This window comes from Galbibacter sp. BG1 (genome assembly GCF_013391805.1).
Classification (GTDB): Bacteria; Bacteroidota; Bacteroidia; order Flavobacteriales; family Flavobacteriaceae; genus Galbibacter.
The window spans coordinates 1,923,523-1,945,118 of sequence record NZ_CP058364.1; the positions used below are offsets into that span (position 1 = coordinate 1,923,523).

Genomic DNA, 21,596 nt, shown 5'->3' on the forward strand with positions numbered 1-21,596 from the left:
GGGTTAGCCTTTTTTGTTTTCATGTATTGCATTTAGCACTCAACCCTTTTGGGCGCGAAAAGCATTACTTTAATTTTTGAAGGTACATCTGCACTACGTTCTCCAAGCCTAAATAAAGAGATTCGGCAATAAGCGCATGGCCTATGGAAACTTCCAGTAGGTTAGGGATGTTTTGTTTAAAATAAGCAGTGTTTTCTAAATTAAGATCATGCCCCGCGTTAATCCCCAGTCCCACTTCATTGGCTACCAAGGCAGCTTCTGTGTAAGGTTTAATTCCGTCTTTGTTTCCTTTTTCAAATTCACTGGCATAAGCCTCCGTGTACAATTCAATTCGGTCTGTACCTGTTTTGGCAGCTCCTTCCACCATTTTAGCTACCGGATCAACAAATATGGAGGTTCGAATTTTGTTCGCTTTGAATTCAGCAATAACATCTACCAAGAAATCTTTGTGTTTTAGGGTATCCCAGCCGGCATTAGACGTAATGGCATCTACAGCGTCTGGAACCAATGTTACCTGCGTAGGCTTTACTTCCAGAACAAGATCCATAAAGCTTTTTATAGGATTGCCTTCAATATTGTATTCTGTGTAAACAACTTCTGGCAACTCCCTAGCATCTTGGTAGCGAATATGCCGTTCATCGGGGCGTGGGTGAATAGTGATGCCTTCAGCACCAAATTCTTGTATGTCTTTAGCAGTTTTAAGGAGATTGGGCACATTACCGCCTCTAGAGTTTCTAAGGGTGGCAATTTTATTGATGTTAACGCTTAGCTTCGTCATAAAAATTTTATTATAATGATAGTACAAAAATACGAAGTGAACCATAGTACAACAAGTTATTGAGCCATATAAAGGCAAAAACAATAAATTGTTCGTCTAAAGCATTGAAGTAATAAATTCTTACTTCGTAGCACAACCCTGCTTAAATGTGCTATAAATTGATTAATTTGCCAAAGAAATAAGTTAATTATGAATATACATTCTTACATAAATAACGATATCCTTCCATTATTGCCAAATTACCCGGTAAAAATGGTGCGAGGGATGTTTTCCGACTGTACTAACACGCATATTCCAGTAGTGGAAGACAATCATCTTTTGGGCAATATTTCTGAAGATGACGTGCAAGGGTTCGATCCCGATAAGAAAGTAAGTGATTACCTGTATGCGCTAGATCTCTTTTTTGTTTATAAAAACACAAACTGGCTGGATGTTTTGGAGGCTTTTGCAAAATACAATGCGAATGTACTGCCTATATTGGATGAAAATAAAATATATGTGGGGTATTACGATTTGATCGATATTATGAGTTTGTTCAAGGAAACGCCTTTTTTAAATGAGCCCGGCGGTATTTTAATTGTGGAAAGGGGAAGTTCGGACTATTCCTTTAGCGAAATCTCTCAAATTGTAGAAAGTAACGACGGTAAATTATTGGGTGCTTTTATTTCTGAAAGTCAAGATGATGTGGTAGAAATAACCATGAAGATTGGAGGTATTGGCCTTAATAAAATTATACAGACGTTTAGACGCTATAGTTATAATATAGTGGCCGGAAATGAAGAGGATTCTTATTTGGAAGGCTTAAAAAAACGGTCGGATTACCTAGATAGGTTCTTGAAAATATAGAACTCAATCCTTTCAATTAATATCTTAATTTCAGCATTAAATAATAGCGAATGAAAGTTGGTGTTTACGGTCAGTATTATAAAGAAGATTCAGAAGAGTACATTCTCAAACTGCTTGAAGTTTTAAAGCGAAATGATGCAGAAGTGCATATCGAAGCAGGGTATCTCGACCAAATAAGGGAACCATTAGAAGTTAAAGAGGAATACGAAACCTTTGCCGTTTTCGAAGATTTAGATAATTCCTTCGATATTTTTTTTAGCGTTGGGGGCGATGGAACCATGCTACGCACCGTATTATTCGTGAGGGATTTGGACATTCCAATCCTCGGGATAAATGTGGGGAGATTGGGTTTCTTGGCGACCGTTCAAAAAGATAATTTAGAAAAATCGGTCGAAGAAGTTTTGGTAAATGGCTTTAAAGTGAAAGAAAGGGCTCTGCTGCAAATCACCAATACCACGGTAGAAAACCAAACCGAAGTAAATTTTGCTTTAAATGAAATAGCAGTAAGCAGAAAGAATACCACCTCGATGATTACCATAGCAACTTGGCTGGATGGGGAATATTTAACTTCTTATTGGGCAGATGGTCTTATTGTGGCCACACCCACAGGTTCTACAGGATATTCTTTAAGTTGCAATGGCCCTGTAATTGCCCCTAGCACAGATGCTTTTGTGTTAACACCCATAGCACCACACAATTTAAACGCCCGACCTTTGGTAATTCCTGATAAAACTAAAATAAAGCTAAAGGTTTCCGGGAGGGAAGATAGCTTTTTGGTTTCCTTAGACTCTAGAATTGCCACCTTAAAAAACGAAACAGATATTTTTATTGAACGAGCCCCATTTAATATAAAGTTAGTTGACCTGGAAGATGAAAGTTTTTTAAAAACACTGCGCAATAAACTATTATGGGGTGAAGATCGTCGTAATTAACCCTATGAAAACAATAAAATCCCACAAATTTTGTTTAAGTAGCACATTCATTATAATGATATTACCCATAAAATATCATAATGTATATATTTGCAAACTTTAAAACCTATGAATTTTAGAATCTTAACCGTTGCGATTATGTTAATTACCACAATGTCTTCTGCTCAAATGTTTGAGGTAGGAGCGTTTGTGGGAGGAAGTAATTATATAGGAGATGTAGGGTCTTCTAGGTATATTAACCCCAACGGTTTTGCCGCAGGTGGAGTTTTTAAATGGAATGTGAGTCAGCGTTATGCGTACAGGGCTTCTTTTACATTTTCCACACTTCATGCTGCCGATAGGGATTCTAATAATTCTGCCAGGCAACAACGCGATTATAGTTTTTCCAATGGAGTATTGGAAGGTTCTATCGGGATGGAATTCAATTTTATTGAATTTGATCTAAGTGACTTTTCAAGGTCTGTTACACCCTATTTATATGGGGGGGCATCGGTAATTTTACATGATGAATTATATTATGTTACCAATAATGCTCAAGTATCTGGAGAAAAAACTACATTTGCAATCCCTATGGCAATAGGTGTTAAGGGTAAAATAGGCACTCGTTTTGTTCTAGCAGCAGAAGTTGGTGCCCGCTATACCTTTACAGACAATTTAGACGGAAGCAATCCTAACACGCTTCTGCCTAACAATGATGATTTGAAGTTTGGAAATATCTTTAGCGACGACTGGTACGTTTTCTCGGGGCTTACGCTTACGTATACCTTTGGTAAAAGACCATGTTACAGCTGTTATGATTAATGAGTAATGAATGAAGAGTTAATTAATAAGGAAAATCTACCGAAACATATAGCCATTATCATGGATGGTAATGGGAGATGGGCTAAACAACAAGGGAAACTTAGGATTTTTGGTCATGAGAATGGTGCAAAAGCCGTTAAAGAAGTTGTGGAAGGTAGTGCCAAAGTAGGTGTAAAAAATTTAACATTGTACGCCTTTTCTACTGAAAATTGGAGCCGTCCGAAATTGGAGGTGGAAACCTTAATGAAATTACTCGTGTCTTCGCTTAAAAAAGAACTTCACACTTTATTGGAAAACGACATACGTTTACATGCCATTGGAATGCTCGAAACGTTGCCTAAAAAAGCCCAAAAAGAACTTTTAGAGGTTATCGAGAAAACCAAAAACAATAAAAGAATGACCCTTACTTTGGCATTGAGTTATGGGGCCCGTGAAGAGTTGAAAAATGCTGTGGTACAGCTCTGTACTAAAGTTAAAAATAATATAATTTCTATTGATGCTATTGACGAATCAATAATTAATAATCATCTTTACACGCAAGATTTGCCAGATGTAGACCTGTTGATAAGAACCAGCGGAGAGCATAGAATAAGTAATTTCTTACTTTGGCAAATTGCTTACGCCGAGTTGTATTTCACGGAAACACTGTGGCCAGATTTTACCAAAGAACATTTATGGGAAGCAATAATAAACTATCAAAATAGAGAACGGAGATTTGGAAAGACGAGCGAACAACTTAACTAAAAATATCATGTTGAAGCGATATTTAGGTATTTTTTTACTACTACTAACTTTTACAAACTACACTGCCGCTCAAGAAACTACTTTTGATAAAGGAAAGAGGTATATCCTCGGTGGAATTGAGGTTACAGGGGTAAAAAGTTTTAATAAACAAACAGTAATTACATATACAGGACTGCGCACAGGCCAAGAAATTACAGTTCCCGGAGAAGAAATTAGTGATGTTATTAATAAACTTTGGAGTTTAAACCTCTTCAGTGATATTAATATCTACAAAACGCGCGTAGAAGGGGACAAAATTTTCCTGGAATTGAATGTGGTAGAACTACCAACGCTTTCCGATGTTAAAATAACCGGTATCAAGAAAAAGAAAATCGACGATATCGAAAAAGACGCCGATCTTAAAAAAGGGAAAAAAGTTACCGAAAGTTTTATAACAGACACCAGAAACTATTTGGTGAACAAGTATAAAAAAGAAGGATACCTAAACACAAAGGTAAATATCAATACCATTCCAGATACTACGGAAGCAAATGCCGTTAAAATGGTGGTAGGGATCGACCGTGGGGAGAAGGTAAAGATCAAAGACATTAATTTTGATGGCAACGAACAGCTAAGTGATAAAAAGCTTAAGGGTGCCATGAAAAACACCAAAGAAAAATTCTTTGGGCGTTTCTGGAAAAAATCTAAGTTTATCCCAGAAGATTTTGAAACCGATCTTACTTCTATTGTAGATGCTTACAAAGAGCGAGGTTATAGAGACGCACGTATTACCAAAGATTCCATTATTTACAATGATGATAACACAATCGATATCCAAATTGATTTACAAGAGGGAGATCGCTATTATTTTGGAAATATTGATTTTGTTGGAAATGCAGCGTATACAGATGAGTTCTTAAGCAGGTATTTAGGCTTGAGCAAAGGGGATGTCTATAACGGGGTTTTGTTTGATAAACGTATCGACGACCAAACCAAACCAGACGGTAGAACCATTACCAATTTATACCAAAATAACGGATATCTTTTCTCACAAATAAATCCGGTTGAGGTTTCTGCTAAAAACGATACGATTGATTTTGAGATTAGAATTGTAGAAGGGAAATTGGCTTACTTTAATAACGTGACTGTTTCTGGAAACGATAAAACCAACGACCACGTAATATACCGAGAGCTTAGAACAAAGCCCGGGGAATTATATTCTAAAGACAATGTGGTGCGAACCATTAGGGAATTAGGGCAATTGGGGTATTTCGATCCAGAAAGTATCAGTCCAGAAATTTTAGATCCAAATCCACAAGCGGGAACCGTAGGTATCAACTATGCGGTTGAAGAAAAGGGATCCAGCCAGATTGAACTACAAGGTGGTTATGGTGGTGGAGGTTTTATAGGTACGTTGGGACTTTCCTTTAACAACTTTTCCATAAGAAATATATTTAATAAGGAAGCATATAAACCTGTGCCTATGGGAGACGGACAACGTTTGTCTTTACGTCTTCAGGCGAGTAGATTTTTCCAAACCTATAGTTTTTCATTTACAGAGCCTTGGATGGGAGGTAAAAAGCCAGTGCAGTTCTCTACCTCGCTTTCAAGAACGCTTCAGTTTAGGTACAACCCTAGAACTGGAGATGCCGATAAAGATCAGCGTTTTGTAATTACAGGGGCCACCGTTGGTTTGGCGAAACGTTTGCAATGGCCAGATAACTACTTTCAGCTATCGCATGCGTTGAGTTTTCAGCATTACGACCTTCAAAACTATAACACTTCATTGTTTACGTTTGGAGATGGATATTCAAACAACTTAGCGTATACCATTGCGCTTTCTAGAAATAATACATCGGTGAATCCGATATTCCCAATGGCAGGTTCCAACTTTAATATAAGCTTGAAATTGAGTCCGCCTTATTCATTGTTTAACGGAATTGACTATGCCAATTTAGGGGACGATCCAGAATACCAAAGGATAAATTCCCAGAACGAAGTTGTGCCAGATCAACCAAAAATCGATCAGGAAAAATACAAATGGCTGGAATTTTATAAAGTTGAATTCAGTGGAGATTGGTACACAAACTTAGTGGCAAAATTGGTATTGAAAACAAGTGCGCAATTTGGTTTCTTAGGGGCTTACAACGACGATAGAGGGGTAATTCCTTTCGAGCGATTCTTTTTAGGAGGAGATGGTTTAGGTAATTTTACACTTGATGGTAGAGAGAATATTGCTTTGCGAGGGTATCCAAACCAATCGCTTTCTGGTGTAGATGGTTCTACTGTTTATAATAAGTTTTCCATGGAGTTGCGTTACCCCATAACTTTAAAGCCAACAGCGTCGATATATGCCTTGAGTTTTCTTGAAGGGGGTGCGGCTTACGAAGATTTTCAAACCTATAATCCTTTTAACTTAAAAAGATCTGCCGGTGCCGGGGTTCGTATTTTTATGCCAGCCTTTGGATTATTAGGGATAGACTTCGGGTATGGGTTTGATCCTATCCCAGGGAGAATTGAACCAAGCGGTTGGCAGACGCATTTTATTATTGGACAACAATTTTAATCTTTGGCACGATATTTTCTATGCATAATTTGTTTTTATCTGTAACATTTGCCAAGAAAGATTGTTAAGTAAGAAAATTTTGTTTTCTTCGTAGATGGAAAATAAAACTTTTAAGAGATGAAAACATATGTTCTTTTTTTATTGTTAGCTTTATCAGCTTTTTCTATAGAGGCACAAAGAGGTGTTAGAATTGGTTATGTAGATATGGAATACATCTTGCAGAATGTAGATGAGTACCAAATGGCCAACAAACAGTTGGCAAGTAAAGTACAAAAATGGAAGGCTGAAGTTGAAGACCAAGAGAGCACTATAGATAAAATGAGATCTGATCTTAATGCGGAGAAAATCTTGCTTACTAAAGAGTTGGTGCAGGAAAGGGAGGAAGAGATAGACGCTTTGGAAAGTCAAATGAAGGACTATCAACAGGATCGTTTTGGACCGCAGGGAGACTTGGTAAGGCAACGGAGCCAACTGGTGCAGCCTATTCAAGATCAAGTTTTTAATGCCGTCCAAGAGATTGCAGCCAACAAAAAGTATGATTTTGTGTTCGATAAATCTGCAGATGTGGTTATGTTGTATTCTGATAAGCGTCACGATATAAGCGATCAGGTACTAAGAAGTATTAATGTCACCAGAAAAAAAGTAGATAGAAAAGAGCAAAACAGTGCTTTAGATGAATTTGAAGAGCCAGATCCAGAAAAAGAAGCGCGCGAAGAAGCTTACGATCAGAAAAAGGAAGATAGAGCACAAGAAATAGAGCAAAGAAGGGAAGAGAAACTTAAGGAGATAGAGGCGCGTAAAAAGGCGTACGAAGAGCGAAGAAAGAAAATGTTGGAAGAGCGGGAAGCTCGTAGACAAGAAAAATTAGAAGAAAGGGAACAATTAAAAAAGGAAAATAACAATTCTAACACGACGGAAAACGAAGAGGAAGAATAGTAATTTAATATTAAGTAAACATTTTAGAAATTTTTAAAAACCATGAAACACTTTAAAACATTAGTAATTGCAGTTGTATTAGCAGTAGGTTCAATCAGTTTTGCGAGTGCACAAAGCAAAATTGCGCACATTAACGTACAGAAGTTAATGACTGATATGCCAGAAATGAAGGCTGCACAAGCTGAGCTAAAGAAATTAGGCGAGAATTATCAAGCTGATATTAAAACTAGTTACCAAGAGCTTCAAAATAAAATGACGCTATATAAAAATGAGTCTTCTACAAAATCTCAAGAAGAGAATCAAAAAAGAGCTCAAGAGGTAGATGGAATGCAACAAAGTATTATGCAGGCGCAGCAGCAAGCTCAAAAGGAGTTACAGGCGAAAGAGCTTGAATTGTTAGAACCAATCCTTCAAAAAGCAAACGATGCTATTCAAAAAGTTGGAAAGGCTAAAGGTTTCCAGTATGTATTGGATACATCACCAGGAGCTGGAGTTATTCTTGCTGATGGTACAGACATAATGCCAGATGTAAAGAAAGAATTAGGATTCTAAAAAATAATAATTTTATTTATTTTAAAAACTGCCCGCAATTTTGCGGGCAGTTTTTTTATTTTTACGAACGATGAGCACAAAACCTATAGGTATTTTTGATTCGGGTTTGGGAGGAACTTCCATTTGGAAAGAGATCCATTCATTGCTTCCGAAGGAGTCCACTATTTACTTAGCAGACAGCAAGCATGCACCCTATGGGGAACGAACACAGGAAGAGATACTTCAGCTAAGCATTAAAAACACTGAATATTTAATTCAAAGAGGTTGTAAAATTATAGTGGTAGCTTGCAACACGGCTACTACAAACGCCATAGATTATTTAAGGGAAAACTATGACCATCCTTTTATCGGTATCGAACCGGCTATAAAACCGGCGGCCTTAAATTCTAAAACGGGCGTGGTTGGCGTTTTGGCCACAAGGGGTACGCTTACAAGCAGTCTTTTTACAAAAACCTCTGCGCTATATGCAAAAGACCGTAAGGTAATGGAGCAGTTTGGAGATGGCTTGGTTCCCCTTATTGAAAATGGGAAGATTAATTCTGCTGAAATGAAAGAGCTACTTCATAAATATGTAGATCCCATGGTAAAAGCCGATATTGATTATTTGGTTTTAGGTTGCACTCATTACCCTTACTTGGTACCGCAACTCAAGAAAATACTACCTGAAAGTGTTACCATAATTGACTCTGGATATGCGGTGGCTAAACAAACGAAAGCTGTTTTGGAAAAACTGGATTTGCTAAAACTTAATGATACTCCGCCTAAAAATTTGTTCTATACCAATAAGGATGTAACGCTATTAAAATCTTTAATGAAAGATTATGAAGATATTGCCAATTTTTCCTTTTTGGAATTTTAAGCTTTTCAGGCAATTAGTATAACAACTGAAGGAATACAAAACGCCAACAATTCTTGTGCTTTACTATTGAAATTTGTTTATTTTTCTCTTGAATTTTAGGTTGAATACATAAAATTCACTTTATACGTTTAATTACTTATTCGTTTGAATCTGATTGTGCTATTCAATGTAAATATTGGAATCCTTAGGGTATTTTATAGTGTAGTTTAAATCGACTTTTTCAGTTTTACCTGGTCTTAAATTCATTTGCCACATTACCTCCCCCGTCTGTTTATTTAAATTTCCGTTCGAAAGCTTTTCTATTTCAACTTCAATTTCTTTTCTATTGCTTACAGGAACTTGGTCGAAAACTCTTAAATCAATAGATTCATTTTTGTTATTTTTAACGGTAGTTGTCCAGCCTACCAATTCCTCCTTATTGCTGCCTAAGAATTTTTTAGATTTGAAGCTTTTATTACGCTCTCTTTTAATTGTTAAGTTTTGGTCCTTTCCGAAGGAAATGTTTAAGGTATCGTTTTGGGAATTGAGCTCTAAAACAGTTTTGCCCACAAATGTGTTTTCATAAAAAATATTAGCTTCCCCTGCCAATAGGTCATATTTATCCCATTCAGTTATTTTAGCAATTAAAAAGACATCCTCCTGTAATTTAGGAATACTAAAATAATTGAATTCAGCAGGTATTTGATTATTCTTCATTTCAATAGCATTGTTTTTATTATTGGAAAGAATAGTATAAGGCTGTTCTATTTTAAAATTGATAGAAGTATTTCTTTTTGTAAATACAACTGGTGTTGTTTTTTGTGATTCTTGATTAATTATTTCTACTCCAGCTGCTCTACCTTGAAGGGTATTGGAAGCTTTAGATCGATTTCCCTTTGTTCCATAACCTGTAACCACAACTTCATCTAATGAATTGTAATCGAGGTCAAGTTGAACATTTATGGTTTCACTATTTATAAATTTCACTTTAGTTTGATAGCCAACATAAGAGAAGACTAGATTCTGGGCGTTTTTAGGGACAGATAATGAGTATCTACCATCAAAATCTGAAGTTGTTCCAATGGTGGTGTTTTGGACTATAATATTTACGCCTGGCAGTGGTTCGCCGCTTTCATTCGAAACTACTCCGGAAACTTCGTTGACTTCACTGTAACTTGGAGGTGGTAAATTGTAGTCTAAATAATATGTTTTTAAACTTGGTGGAGTCCCAGAGACGTTTGGGTTGGAAGAAGAGAAAGTAAGGGCTACGTTATTCCAATCTATTTTGGTGTCTTGCCGAACATTTGCTTTATACACGATATTAATGGGGTTTTGAGAACTTGTTGCTTTTAAATCGTATGTTGGGTACCAACTGGCGTTTTTCACAAGGTAACTTAGGTTGAAAAGAATTTGTGATGCCTCTTTATTTTCTATTTTAACCAGTATTTCCGAAAAATTATAATCGTGTTTCCTTGAGAACTCATTTAGTTGATTTCTCAAATTGGTTATTTCTTCGTTTAAGCTGGCAATATTTTTATAACGCTCTATTTCTTTCAGTTTTAAGCTCGTTAACTTATCGCTGTAATAATTGCTGGCCTCTCTTAAGCTCGAAACCGATAGGGCTTCATTCTTACCATTTAGATTTCTATTGTCTTTTAAAAATGCTATTTCTTCTTGTATTACTTCTATGTGGGTCTGTTCTAAAGTTTTTTGCTCTTCTAGTTTTTTTAATTTTGATTCTATTTCTTTGTAATCGGAAGATATGTGATCGTCCTCAAAACTAGTTTGAAGATTGATGGATAGAATAGTAATATTTCCACCCTCCGCTCCTAAATTGATGCTTTTTTCTTGTACGTACGGAGATAAATGAGTAAACTTTAAGTGGTAAGTCCCTTTTGGTAAATAAACAGATTTTTCTCTTTTTACTTGCGCTCCATCCAAGAACACAGTAGCCGCACTAACCTCTGTAGCAATTTCTTTATCGATAGGGGTTTGGGATATACATAAGCTAGAGAGGAAAAGAAATGTGTAAAGAAAATACTTGGTCATAATATCTTGTTTATTTAAGGTGTAGTTTATTTACTAAAAGTAAACAAGATTTTAGATTTATGCATATTTATTCAAAATTCTTTTTACACTGCCTAAATAGCTGGTTCCAAATAAATTTAAGTGAACAAGTAAATAGTACAATTGCCAAAGTTCAATTCGCTCTTTCCATCCTTCTTGTAAAGGGAACAGTTCGTTATAAACCTGAAAAACTTCAGATGGAAATCCACCAAATAAATGCATCATGCTAATATCCATCTCCCGAGGGGCATAAGATATGGCTGGATCAATCAAACAAGGGTCTCCAGAAGTGTTCACCATGAAATTGCCGCTCCAGAGGTCACCATGGATTAAGGCTGAAGGCTCTTCAGGAATTATATTTTCCAAAGTTTTGTAGAAACTTTGGATGTTACTAAAGGAATAACCGTTGTCTTTTGCCATACGTAATTGAGGCTCCAGCCTTTGGGATTGATAGAAGTGGAACGAGGATTTACAGGTGGTGTTAAATTGAGGAAGGCTGCCAATGTAATTATCTTCCCCAAATCCATAATAAGGTTTGCTGTTTTGGTGCATTATGGCCAATTGCTCCCCGAATTTGCTCCAGAATGAAGTATTCTTTTTTCCGCTTGGAATAAATTGTAGGATTAAAAAAGAGAGATTTCCTATGGTTCCTATTTCAATTACTTCTGGAACCTTAAAAGCTTGGGCATTTTTTAAAGCGGTTAAACCATTGGCTTCAGCTGCAAACATTCTCGGGCCCTTATGGGAATCGTTTACCTTTATCACGAAAGAATCTGTGTTGGTATCTATACGATACACTTCATTTATGTCTCCACCAGATAAGGGTGATAATTGTAAATGGGTAGTTTTAAAATAATTGGTTAAGTACGTCTTCAGTTTCCTGTTTACCAAATCAATTTATTTTTTTCGAATGTAGGTGAGGTAGGTAAAATCATAATTGTGTTTGTCGTCTTTAGAATGGTATTCTTCCGCAACGAGTTCCCAGTTATGAAGATCTATCTCAGGAAAGAAAGCATCCGCTTCAAAATTGCCATGCACTCTGGTTAATTCAATTTTATCAGAATAAGGAAGGGCTTGTTTATAGATTTCCCCACCACCAATTACAAACGGTTGTTCGTCTTCTTCAGCAATGGCCAGTGCCTCTTTTAAAGATGGGACTACGACACAATTTTCACATGCTTTGTAATTTTTCTGTCTTGTGATTATAATGTGTTTTCTATTGGGAAGCGGACTTGGAAAACTCTCATAGGTTTTTCTGCCCATTATTATCGGGTGACCGGTTGTTAATTTTTTAAACCTTTTAAAATCATCGGGCAAATGCCAAACGAGATCATTATCTTTTCCAAGCGCATTGTTTTCTGCAGCAGCAGCAATCATTGTTACCATTAATTATAAGGTGTTTTTTGGATTGTTTTCCGCGGGATATTCCGTTTCTACTTCTTGTTGCAATTTAGCGATTTTAGCCTTTTGCTTAGCCACCAATTTTTCCCGTTGTTCCCGTTCCCAGTCCTTCCCTAGAAATTTATGAGTAACAAACACATTTATAAAGTGTATTAAAAAGATAAATCCCCAAGCAGCAATCCCCCATATAAACCAGTTGTACTGCACGCCATATTCTAACACTTTATTAAGGACGATCATAAAAATACTTCCCAAAAGAAAGATTATAAAATGATAATACAACCACTTTTTCTGTCGTATTCTAGCCTGTGCATTTTCAATTAGCTCGTGTTGATCGGTATCTATTTCGTGCAAAGCCTCTTTTTTGTTTTTCGAAAACATAGTATTGTATTTTATATAAAGTTACAAAAAGCCAGTAATATTTCATCTATTACTTTATAAATGAGAAGTACGATACAGCAGCGATATTTTTATATTGGTTAATGATAAAATATGATAAGTAGTAAAAATGACTATTAGCTAAATTCGTATATTGTTATTCGAAAAGATAAATAATTTGAAAAAAACAGCCCTTATAATTTCGATTTTGTTAAACATTGCATTAATTGTATATGTTTTAATGCCAAAATCCAATAATGAGGGAGATGCAGAAGTTGTTGTTGTTGAACAAGATAAAACGGAGAAACAAAATATTGATATTGTCATGTTGGGAAATTCCATAACCTATCAAGGAAATTGGGAAAAAGTTTTAAATCGTGATGATGTTTTAAATGGAGGAAAACCTGGTTGGACCACACAACAGCTATCGTGGGTTATTAAAGATTTTATAATTCCGAATAAACCGAAAGTTTGCTTTTTTAAGGGAGGAATCAACGATTATACTTTGGGTATTTCAACAAACAGAATTTATCAAAACACCTGTATGGTCTTGGATTCCATTAAAAAAGTGGGAACCCACCCTGTTTTTACTACCGTGCTTTATCAACGCGGAGCTAAAGAGAGGAATCTGAAAATAGATTCTTTAAACCACAGAATGGAACAGTTTTGCCAAGAACGCGGCTACGATTTTATGGACTTACGTCCTTATTTATGTGAAGATGGAGATATACAACCGCAATATGTACAGGGAGATAATACTCATCTTACCCCGAAAGCCTATCCACAATGGGCAAAAGCAATGCAACCAATAATTAAAAAATATAAATTAGATTAAATGAAACGAAAGCCAGTCAATTTTTTAAAAGGGATTTTATGCGGAATGGTATTCTTATCAGTTACCGGATACGCACAAGAGCCCAGTGAAAGCATCTATAAATACATACAAATTGATGATAATAAACAAATGTGGGGCGATTGGGACGATCCCGATTGGTTAAGGTATTTTGGGCTGGACGCCGGGGATGTAGATCGTGATGGCAATCTCGATATTGTTTCGGGAAGATATGTATATCACAATCCGGGAGGTAATATGGAAGGCGATTGGAAGAGAAAAGTGTTAGACGATAATGTAGATGCCATATTTTTTATGGATGTGGACGGAGACCCTTATGCCGATATTATTGCACAAGCGTTGCCAAACTTATATTGGTATGAAGCGGTAGATGAAAAAGGAACGGTTTATAAGCGAAGAAAAATAGGGGAAGTTCCAGCTACTTCCCATGTAAATAGCCAAGGTTTTAAAAAAGCCCAGATAATCCCTGGGGGCAAATCAGAATTTTTAATTGCTGGGAACGGGGATATTTATTTGGTGGAAATTCCAGAGGTTTCGCCAGAAGATAACGACTGGAAGGTGAGGCTTATATGTAAAAACACCTCGGATGAAGGTATTGGTGTTGGCGATATTGATAATGATGGTGATATGGATATTGCGGCGGGAAGACGTCCGGATGGAGAAGAAGAACCAAAGATTTTGGTTTGGTTTGAGAACCCTGGTAATAATAAAGACCTTTGGAAGCCAACAGAAATCGCCCACGTTAACCATCCAATTGATCGTGTGGAGGTAGCCGATATAAATGGAGATGGAAAGGCCGATGTTATTTTTACGGAAGAGAGATATCCTGGTCTGGAGCCAGATGCCCACTTATGGTGGTATGAGCAAGAAGATGCTAAAACTTGGCAAGCACATGAGGTTGTAGAGCAATTCTCGATGAATAATTTAGATATTACCGATTACGACCACGATGGGGATATCGATATCTTAACGGCGGAGCATAAAGGAGAAGATTTAGCATTGCAGCTATGGCTTAATGATGGAAAAGGTAATTTTAAGAAAACGGTACTTGATACCGGAAAAGAAAACCATTTGGGAGCTAAATTTATAGATTTGGACAGTGATGGGGATTTAGATATTATTGGCGCCGGTTGGGACAAACATAACTTTATGCACGTATGGAGAAACGATGAGATTAAATCTTTAAAAACAGGGATGATTTTTAAAGACTATCCCTGGAAACCCGAAAATGTGAGTGATGATGGTAAGTTTTTAAGAGTCGGTGGTAAGTTGGACTATGCTATAAATAAAGATCATTTTCCTGCGGAATTGCATAAAAACGGATTTATAACATTGCCAGGAGCTATCGATTTAACTCAAGCAGAAAGTGCCGAGGTTTTTATAGAACGGGTTCAATCCCATGAAGACACCAAAGATTTTAAGATTCAGTTTAATAATGAAAAGCCTATTGTAATTCCAGAGCCCAAAGCATTGCCATTTCCAGCCACCAATTATATGTTTCACACCAATATAAGAGCTGCGGTGCCACTTTCTTATTTAAAGGAAGGAAACTCGAATACTTTTAAATTGACCGTTGGAAAAGATCAGTCTTGGGATTGGCCTCAAAATTTAGTGTACGGAATAGTGGTAAGGGTATATTATAAAAATGAAAAATCCATAGCCGTTTCTAAAAGTAGCATTTCCGAAGTAAAAAAAAAGTCCAATGCTAATGGTAGTGTTGAGCTACACATAGAAGGTGCAGATGCCGATAAGATAAAGGAAGTTACCTATACTGGTTTTTACGAAGATGTAAATTATGGGGGGGATGGCGTTTATAAAAAATGGCAATACGATTATGAGCGGTCTAAACTCGTTTCTTCAATAGGTTCTTCAGCAAAAGCGCCTTTTTCTGTTTCATGGGATTATTCATGGTTGCCTTCACAATCGCAGCCTGTAAAGATATTGGCGTTTGTTACCGATGTTAATGGCTATACCTATGTTTCCAAACCGATAGATTTAAAAATTTCAAAGACTAATACAACCATTTTAAAACCATTTGAGCAAGATCCTTTTTGGACTACCAGAAATGGAAAGCATTTACAAAAAGTAATCCTTCCTTTTAATTCTGAAGGAATCAAAGAGGCAAAACTTTATTGGAGGAGCTGGAGCCCATGCTATGCCAACGATTTGGCAATAAATGGGGAAGTGATAAAACTGGACACCGAAAAACTACCTTGTTACGACACCTACGATCACGCACTTACCTTAACTAAAAAAGAAGCAGCAGCCCTTAGAAAAGGTGAAAACGAAATTTCCACTTTAAAAACGCCGTTACACGATGGACAAATGGTACACGGCATGGATGTTCAATGGCCCGGCATAATGGTTAAACTAAAGACCAACGAGGAATCTAAAAAAAATAATTATGTCGTATTCGAACAAATGTATCAAGGGAAAGAACACTTTGTAATTCATACCCCAAAGATTACCTATTATTACGATAAAGCTGGAGGCGGTTTTTCAAGAATCATAGATAAAGAAGGGAACGATTGGGTGAGTTTTAAAAAAGAGCCTTGGGACACATATCCAGCATCTGCAGCGTCGTCTTATCGCGGGTTGCCAAATCTTGTGTTTAAATCGGAAACCGATGGAGGGGCAGGCCATCCAGGACACGACAAATGTACTTCGGAAATGATTGGGGCAAATAAAATTAAAACAGTCTCCAAAAGTGGAAACTGGAGCTGGGAATGGACCATTTATGATGCTGCTGCCAAACTAGAGGTTTTAGAAACAGATGGAACTCCCTATTGGTTTTTATATGAAGGTACTCCAGGCGGGAAATTCAACCCGAAATCTTCGGTTTATGGAACCGATAAGGCAGGGCCCATCGTAAAAACTCCAGATTTCTATAAAGGATCGATAGCCTATGGTAATTACAAATGGGCTTATTTCAGCACTAAAAAAGCATCGAACACCTTTTATATTGCGCAACTGAATAACGATAAACAAACGGATATGATGGGGTATTTAGGAAATTCTGAAAATGGGGTAGAAAGTAAAGATGGAATGACGGTGTTTGGTTTTGGGAGAGGCAGGGATACCGACCCACTGCTAAATGGCAAAAATACTTTCATGATTGGAATATTGCCCTTTTCGGTTCAGCAAAAAGAAGAACATTTAAAAGCTTCCGAAGCAATCAATGAAAAAATTAAGGAATTAAAATAAATAAACAAACCATAAAATTAATAGATTAATGAGGTATTTAAATAAAATTCAAACAGCAACCATCGCTACGGTATTTACAATGGGGGCATTTGTTGGGTGTGCAGAAAAGAAAGAGAAAAAGGAAAACGAAGAAGTGACGACCGAAGAAATGAAGCCAAAAGAGCTCTCTTTTGAACAACGAAAAATTGCAGATAGTGTAAAATATCTTTGGGCGCATACCCCAAAAGACCTTACCGGGGATGGTATTGCCGATTTAATATTTATAAATAACAACGCCAATGGTGGAGAGTTGGCGTACGCTAAAGGCAAAAAGGGAGAAGGAGTATGGGAAAAGCACATTATTGCTGAAAAACCGCCACGCGAAGGTCTTTTTGCAGGAGGGGATTTGGAAGCCAACGACGTTGATGGCGATGGCGATATGGACGTAATTGGGATTAACCATCCTGGGGAATGGACGGATGCCTCGGCAACGGCTTATTTGTTTTGGTACGAAAACGATGGGAAAGGACAAAACTGGAAAGTACATACCATTGGTGAAGCTCCGGATGCAGTTAAAGATGTAAATTTTGCAGATTTTGATAACGATGGAAAAATGGACTTGGCCATACTTACTTTCGATGAGCATACACTAAGTATTTTTCATCAAAATAGTGCAGACGATTGGAGTCGGGTACAATATATTAAAGATGAAGCGTTGCACGAAGGGATGGATGTAGGAGATGTAAATGGAGATGGATTTGTGGATATTGTAGCTACAGGCTTTGTTTTTTACAATCCTGGAAAAGACAGTAAAGAAGAGTGGAAACAACAAAACATAGACGAACAGTGGAACAATCAAACAGGTGATTGGTCTAGAAATGGAACAAAAGCTTTTCTAAGGGATGTTGACGGGGATAAAATGGACGAAATTTTTATTTCCCATTCAGAACGGGCAGGGTATCCTGTTGTAATGTATAAAAAGGATGGGGAGAACTGGAAATCTACCATTATTGCAGATAGTATTCCTGCCTGCCATACTTTACAGGTTTTTGATTTTGACTTGGATGGTGATTACGATGTGCTAACGGGAATCAACAAGGGTAGGGCTGTAAATTTAGATATTGATCATTTCGAGATTATTTTGTTTTTAAATGAAGGCGATTATAAAAATTGGGAGCCCATGGAGATTGGTAAAGATGGTATATACAACGGTCAGGCTATAGATTATGACAGCGATGGCGATATGGATTTCTTCCGATACCCAAATCATGAAGCAAAAGAAGTATATTTACAGGAAAATAAAATTAAATAATACTTAAAAAACCAACAAAATGCCACTAAAAAAACGTTACTTCTTTGTAACTGTACTATGCTTAACTTTCCTTGCGGCAAACGCACAGGAAGAATCTATTTACAACGGCGAAAGTGTTTCCCTTACCAACGTCTGGAAGCGTATTGCCGATGTTTCCCCAAAATTAAGAGCTGTTGAGGCTGCCGAATTATCCCCTAACGGAATGTATATTGTTTCGGGATCGAAGTTTGGCTACGCCGTTATGCTTTGGGATGTTCTTGACGGATCCTTGCTTTGGAAGAACTACCATGAATCGGAAGTTGAATGCGTTACTTTTTCGCCCGATAATAAGAGAATTGCTACGGGAGGTGAAGATTACCTTGTGAAAATTTGGGATGTTGAAACCGGAGAATTGATTAAAGATATTGATAATAAAAGCGGACTTGACGGAATAACATGGTCGCATGATGGAAACATAATTGCCGCTGGTACCGAAAGCGGATTGGTAAACCTTTGGGATGCCAATACTTTTGAATTGATAAAGAGCGTGAAAGTAGGCTCTACCGTAAATTCGATTCAATTTACAAAAGATGACACCCACTTTATTGCCGGTGGAAATTACCAAAACAAAGAAAAAAACAGCAATAAAGTTATTTACACTGGTTTTGCAAAACTTGTAAATGTAGCGAGTGGGGAAGTGATAAAGGATTATGGCGACCATAAGGCTTCAGTAAAATCGGTTCGGATTTCAGACAACGGAAAATGGGTGGCCACTGCTTCTTTTGATAAAAGTGCCCGTATGTTTGATTTCGAATCTGGAAAACTATTGAATCAATTTCAGGAAGAAGAAAAAATTGAAGCAGTAGAATTTACAAGAGATAGTCAGTTTTTAGTGACTGGCGGACATTCTATGACCGTTAATTTTTACCGTACCGAAGATTATAAACTAGCAACTGCATATCCATCGCCAAGAACCGAGTATTTGCATTTTTCGCAAGATGGCCGTTTGTTGGTGACTGCTCACGAAGATAGTGGATTGCTGGAACTGCACTTGTTTATGTCTGATACCCAAAACAAAGATGGTTTCTATCATAGAATAGCGAGTGAGCAACTCAACAATAAAGACTTGAAGAAGGATAAAAATGAGTAGTCTTTTATCTACTGCAATTTACAGGTCTGCTCCATACGAAAAATAAGTTAAACACAATACCGACTGCATTAGATCGCAAATACGGAGGTGCAACGGATTATGCAGGCGAATAACCGCTGTTGTAAAGTATTGTATACTTGAATTCATCATTACTCAGGCATCATCAAGGCAAGGATTGACACCGTCGAATCTTGGATTTCAGGCGGCAGCAGAGCCAGAGTTCCAGTATTATTTTAATGGAAATACAGATAAAACTAAGGAAATGTTTCAGAGAATTTTTAAAGACCCAGAAAAAGCCAAAGTTTTGTTTGATACGAACCCTGAATTTTTTAAGAAGCAAAATATTCTAACACCTACGATGGAATAACTTGGCTAAACAGTAGCAATTAATCAATCCACCCTACTTTTATGAGCTTTGTGAATTAGTAAAAGAATATAAATGTATTATAAAAAAGTTATAAGTATTAAGTACGTATCTAAAAGCTATTACGTATCTGGAAATGAGTTGTTATATAATGACGGTAAAAGCTTATATCACTATGACTTGTTGAATAACAAAGAGATATATTCTGCTGCGGTAAATAAAGGTTTTGAATTCATCAAGAGAGTTAAAGAAATTATTATTGGTATATCAAGTTTTGCATACACGTTTTTGAGTTTAGATTTTCAACCTATAAAAATAACTTTGGTTGAAAATGGATTAGGGGATTATAATTTGTTCAATGATAACTTAGTAATTGTAACAACGGATTATGATTATACTAATTTTTTACCCAAACAAGGTTTGCAAGACGTTTTCTCGGATAAGGTTCTTTGGGAAACCGACCTAGGTCAAACAATCCATATTAAAGCAGGCCAAGTATACACGTTTTCATTTAATGAAATAAATAAACGCAAAATCATTAATGGAGAAGTGATTTGGTCATTAAAAATAACAGCTGAAAAAACCGTTCCGAAATTTATTGCTGCTCTTAAAAGTATATTGATTTTAGGACTAAATGAAAACGTTCTGCTTGGAATAAACACAGAAACGGGTGAAGTTCTGTGGAAAATAGAAAATTTCAACAATAGCAGCTACGTATTGGATGAAAACGAAGGTAGGTTAAAAGGGATTACTGGTATAGGTTACTATGAAATAGATATTGTTTCTGGTAAGCGCCATCGAACACTTCTTAGGTCTATCGAGGAAATAAGCAATCCGGAAATTTTTGATTCCCAGAGGGACAATTTTGTTTTGATTGGAGATCACATTATTACCACAGATTGCTCAAGGGGCATTATTGCCGCTTTCAACACGAAAACCTTAAAATACGATTGGATCCATGAAGAGAAAGATGTTTATTTTCCTGCCGCAAAGCCCATAAAATTCTACGATCCCTATCTATTTGTTTTAGATAACAAAAGCACACTGCATATATTTAAAAGAGAAGACAAAATTGTTTAGGAATGTCAGAAATCAAATTCGTAATCTTTATACTTGTTTATTTGTTCATAGGTTATTATATGACCTTTGAATTAGGGCCGAAGTTTATTGAAAACGCTAAAGAAATAAATACTGCCCCCAGTCAATTGTCGAGTTTGGAGCAAATAAAAATAGCCCATCATCCGGAAGGAAAAGATGTTGGTGATAGTTTCATGTGGAAAAACTATCTCTTTATTGATTTTTATGCACCAAGACAAGATCGGATCAGATTGGATTTCAGTAGGTCTGATGAAAATCATTTGAGTTTTTTGGATGTGTTGCTGAAAAATGGGATCATTGATAGCTATGATTCGTTCTACGATCAAATACCAATCACTTACTCAAAAGAGGATCTAAAGTTCATAAAAAAATAGAGGTTATCTATTCCGAAGACAATAAACTGCAATATCTTGCTATTAATGGGGACACAATCAAGGGCGGTAGAAAGCTTTTCAAAAAATATTTTTTATTGGTTTTTGGTTACGTCTTTACAACTGTCAGTGGTTTAATTTTAGCATTTTTACCTATATCTGCAGTTATACAATTGAGAGACTATTATAAAAAAGGAACTCCTTTCAACGTACCAAATAGGTGGAAAGGATTAAAAGACTTTTTTGGCATTTTTAATAAATAATAAAATAATTAATACTACGAAAATTAAATACTCTTATTTTTAACGCCCCCACCCCCTCCCACACAATCGCATCTTGGGTGCAAGAACAATTAGTGTAATGAGATATTAATTCAATTAAAAATGGGCCACAATTACAAATTCTACGATTCTTTTTCTAAAATGCAGAATAAAGGAGGTGAAGAATAGCGATACGAAACTCATTATG

The 21,596-nt window shown here is 36.5% G+C and carries 19 protein-coding genes; 14 read left to right on the plus strand and 5 right to left on the minus strand.

The genetic code is table 11. The features are described 5' to 3' along the window. Positions 1 to 64 precede the first annotated feature (64 nt). Positions 65 to 778 carry a pyridoxine 5'-phosphate synthase gene (locus HX109_RS08525; protein ID WP_178951103.1) on the minus strand — a complete coding sequence of 238 codons (714 nt, stop codon included), beginning with the start codon at positions 776 to 778 and terminating at the stop codon, positions 65 to 67. Between the two features lie 189 nt (positions 779 to 967). Between HX109_RS08525 and HX109_RS08530 the strand changes: the two genes are divergently transcribed. From HX109_RS08530 to murI, 8 genes are all read left to right on the plus strand, one after another. Continuing rightward, positions 968 to 1,624 (plus strand): CBS domain-containing protein, encoded by a 657-nt coding sequence (locus tag HX109_RS08530; protein ID WP_178951105.1) that lies wholly within the window; start codon positions 968 to 970, stop codon positions 1,622 to 1,624. Positions 1,625 to 1,674: 50 nt separating this feature from the next. Then, positions 1,675 to 2,556 carry an NAD kinase gene (locus tag HX109_RS08535; protein WP_178951107.1) on the plus strand — a complete coding sequence of 294 codons (882 nt, stop codon included), beginning with the start codon at positions 1,675 to 1,677 and terminating at the stop codon, positions 2,554 to 2,556. A 108-nt stretch (positions 2,557 to 2,664) separates the two neighbouring features. Then, the gene (locus HX109_RS08540; RefSeq protein ID WP_178951109.1) at positions 2,665 to 3,357 is read left to right on the plus strand and encodes a DUF6089 family protein; all 693 of its coding nucleotides are present in this window, start codon (positions 2,665 to 2,667) and stop codon (positions 3,355 to 3,357) included. Positions 3,358 to 3,363: 6 nt separating this feature from the next. Further along, positions 3,364 to 4,101, plus strand: coding sequence for an isoprenyl transferase (locus HX109_RS08545; RefSeq protein ID WP_178951111.1), 738 nt, complete (start codon positions 3,364 to 3,366; stop codon positions 4,099 to 4,101). A 7-nt stretch (positions 4,102 to 4,108) separates the two neighbouring features. Next, on the plus strand, positions 4,109 to 6,646 hold the full coding sequence (gene bamA / locus HX109_RS08550; protein WP_178951113.1) for an outer membrane protein assembly factor BamA: 2,538 nt from the start codon (positions 4,109 to 4,111) through the stop codon (positions 6,644 to 6,646). A gap of 117 nt (positions 6,647 to 6,763) precedes the next feature. After that, positions 6,764 to 7,582, plus strand: coding sequence for an OmpH family outer membrane protein (locus HX109_RS08555; RefSeq protein ID WP_178951115.1), 819 nt, complete (start codon positions 6,764 to 6,766; stop codon positions 7,580 to 7,582). Between the two features lie 42 nt (positions 7,583 to 7,624). Next, positions 7,625 to 8,134 (plus strand): OmpH family outer membrane protein, encoded by a 510-nt coding sequence (locus tag HX109_RS08560; protein ID WP_178951117.1) that lies wholly within the window; start codon positions 7,625 to 7,627, stop codon positions 8,132 to 8,134. Positions 8,135 to 8,204: 70 nt separating this feature from the next. Then, entirely contained in the window at positions 8,205 to 8,993 is a 789-nt protein-coding gene (gene murI, locus HX109_RS08565) for a glutamate racemase (RefSeq protein WP_178951119.1), read from the plus strand. Between the two features lie 159 nt (positions 8,994 to 9,152). Here murI and HX109_RS08570 read toward each other — a convergent pair whose 3' ends face one another. Genes HX109_RS08570 through HX109_RS08585 form a run of 4 tightly spaced genes read right to left on the minus strand, consistent with a single transcriptional unit; the run spans position 9,153 to position 12,821 of the window. Next, on the minus strand, positions 9,153 to 11,021 hold the full coding sequence (locus HX109_RS08570; RefSeq protein WP_178951121.1) for a DUF4139 domain-containing protein: 1,869 nt from the start codon (positions 11,019 to 11,021) through the stop codon (positions 9,153 to 9,155). 57 nt (positions 11,022 to 11,078) lie between these two features. Beyond that, positions 11,079 to 11,930: a fructosamine kinase family protein gene (locus HX109_RS08575; RefSeq protein WP_178951123.1), complete on the minus strand. Its 852-nt coding sequence runs from the start codon at positions 11,928 to 11,930 to the stop codon at positions 11,079 to 11,081. Positions 11,931 to 11,936: 6 nt separating this feature from the next. Beyond that, a complete protein-coding gene (locus HX109_RS08580; protein WP_178951125.1) occupies positions 11,937 to 12,425 on the minus strand; it encodes a dihydrofolate reductase in 489 nt (162 codons plus the stop codon). Between the two features lie 3 nt (positions 12,426 to 12,428). Beyond that, complete coding sequence (locus tag HX109_RS08585; RefSeq protein WP_178951127.1) at positions 12,429 to 12,821, minus strand: 2TM domain-containing protein; 393 nt, start codon at positions 12,819 to 12,821, stop codon at positions 12,429 to 12,431. Between the two features lie 238 nt (positions 12,822 to 13,059). Here HX109_RS08585 and HX109_RS08590 point away from each other — a divergent pair, with 238 nt between their 5' ends. The 6 genes from HX109_RS08590 to HX109_RS08615 all read left to right on the plus strand — a co-directional run bounded on the left by HX109_RS08590 (position 13,060) and on the right by HX109_RS08615 (position 21,131). Beyond that, positions 13,060 to 13,653: an SGNH/GDSL hydrolase family protein gene (locus tag HX109_RS08590; protein ID WP_220399454.1), complete on the plus strand. Its 594-nt coding sequence runs from the start codon at positions 13,060 to 13,062 to the stop codon at positions 13,651 to 13,653. After that, positions 13,654 to 16,875 (plus strand): FG-GAP repeat domain-containing protein, encoded by a 3,222-nt coding sequence (locus tag HX109_RS08595; protein WP_178951131.1) that lies wholly within the window; start codon positions 13,654 to 13,656, stop codon positions 16,873 to 16,875. A gap of 28 nt (positions 16,876 to 16,903) precedes the next feature. Next, a complete protein-coding gene (locus HX109_RS08600) occupies positions 16,904 to 18,166 on the plus strand; it encodes an FG-GAP repeat domain-containing protein (RefSeq protein WP_178951132.1) in 1,263 nt (420 codons plus the stop codon). A gap of 19 nt (positions 18,167 to 18,185) precedes the next feature. Then, positions 18,186 to 19,295, plus strand: coding sequence for a WD40 repeat domain-containing protein (locus tag HX109_RS08605; protein WP_178951134.1), 1,110 nt, complete (start codon positions 18,186 to 18,188; stop codon positions 19,293 to 19,295). A 439-nt stretch (positions 19,296 to 19,734) separates the two neighbouring features. Continuing rightward, a complete protein-coding gene (locus tag HX109_RS08610) occupies positions 19,735 to 20,739 on the plus strand; it encodes a hypothetical protein (protein WP_178951136.1) in 1,005 nt (334 codons plus the stop codon). Between the two features lie 2 nt (positions 20,740 to 20,741). After that, positions 20,742 to 21,131, plus strand: a complete 390-nt coding sequence (locus tag HX109_RS08615; protein WP_178951138.1) for a hypothetical protein — start codon at positions 20,742 to 20,744, stop codon at positions 21,129 to 21,131. Positions 21,132 to 21,596 lie beyond the last annotated feature (465 nt).

Coding starts and splice junctions, on each gene's coding strand:
- HX109_RS08525 (WP_178951103.1), bottom strand. CDS start 778: ATGACGAAGCTAAGCGTTAACATCAATAAAATTGCCACCCTTAGAAAC.
- HX109_RS08530 (WP_178951105.1), top strand. CDS start 968: ATGAATATACATTCTTACATAAATAACGATATCCTTCCATTATTGCCA.
- HX109_RS08535 (WP_178951107.1), top strand. CDS start 1,675: ATGAAAGTTGGTGTTTACGGTCAGTATTATAAAGAAGATTCAGAAGAG.
- HX109_RS08540 (WP_178951109.1), top strand. CDS start 2,665: ATGAATTTTAGAATCTTAACCGTTGCGATTATGTTAATTACCACAATG.
- HX109_RS08545 (WP_178951111.1), top strand. CDS start 3,364: ATGAATGAAGAGTTAATTAATAAGGAAAATCTACCGAAACATATAGCC.
- bamA (WP_178951113.1), top strand. CDS start 4,109: ATGTTGAAGCGATATTTAGGTATTTTTTTACTACTACTAACTTTTACA.
- HX109_RS08555 (WP_178951115.1), top strand. CDS start 6,764: ATGAAAACATATGTTCTTTTTTTATTGTTAGCTTTATCAGCTTTTTCT.
- HX109_RS08560 (WP_178951117.1), top strand. CDS start 7,625: ATGAAACACTTTAAAACATTAGTAATTGCAGTTGTATTAGCAGTAGGT.
- murI (WP_178951119.1), top strand. CDS start 8,205: ATGAGCACAAAACCTATAGGTATTTTTGATTCGGGTTTGGGAGGAACT.
- HX109_RS08570 (WP_178951121.1), bottom strand. CDS start 11,021: ATGACCAAGTATTTTCTTTACACATTTCTTTTCCTCTCTAGCTTATGT.
- HX109_RS08580 (WP_178951125.1), bottom strand. CDS start 12,425: ATGGTAACAATGATTGCTGCTGCTGCAGAAAACAATGCGCTTGGAAAA.
- HX109_RS08585 (WP_178951127.1), bottom strand. CDS start 12,821: ATGTTTTCGAAAAACAAAAAAGAGGCTTTGCACGAAATAGATACCGAT.
- HX109_RS08590 (WP_220399454.1), top strand. CDS start 13,060: ATGCCAAAATCCAATAATGAGGGAGATGCAGAAGTTGTTGTTGTTGAA.
- HX109_RS08595 (WP_178951131.1), top strand. CDS start 13,654: ATGAAACGAAAGCCAGTCAATTTTTTAAAAGGGATTTTATGCGGAATG.
- HX109_RS08600 (WP_178951132.1), top strand. CDS start 16,904: ATGAGGTATTTAAATAAAATTCAAACAGCAACCATCGCTACGGTATTT.
- HX109_RS08605 (WP_178951134.1), top strand. CDS start 18,186: ATGCCACTAAAAAAACGTTACTTCTTTGTAACTGTACTATGCTTAACT.
- HX109_RS08610 (WP_178951136.1), top strand. CDS start 19,735: ATGTATTATAAAAAAGTTATAAGTATTAAGTACGTATCTAAAAGCTAT.
- HX109_RS08615 (WP_178951138.1), top strand. CDS start 20,742: ATGTCAGAAATCAAATTCGTAATCTTTATACTTGTTTATTTGTTCATA.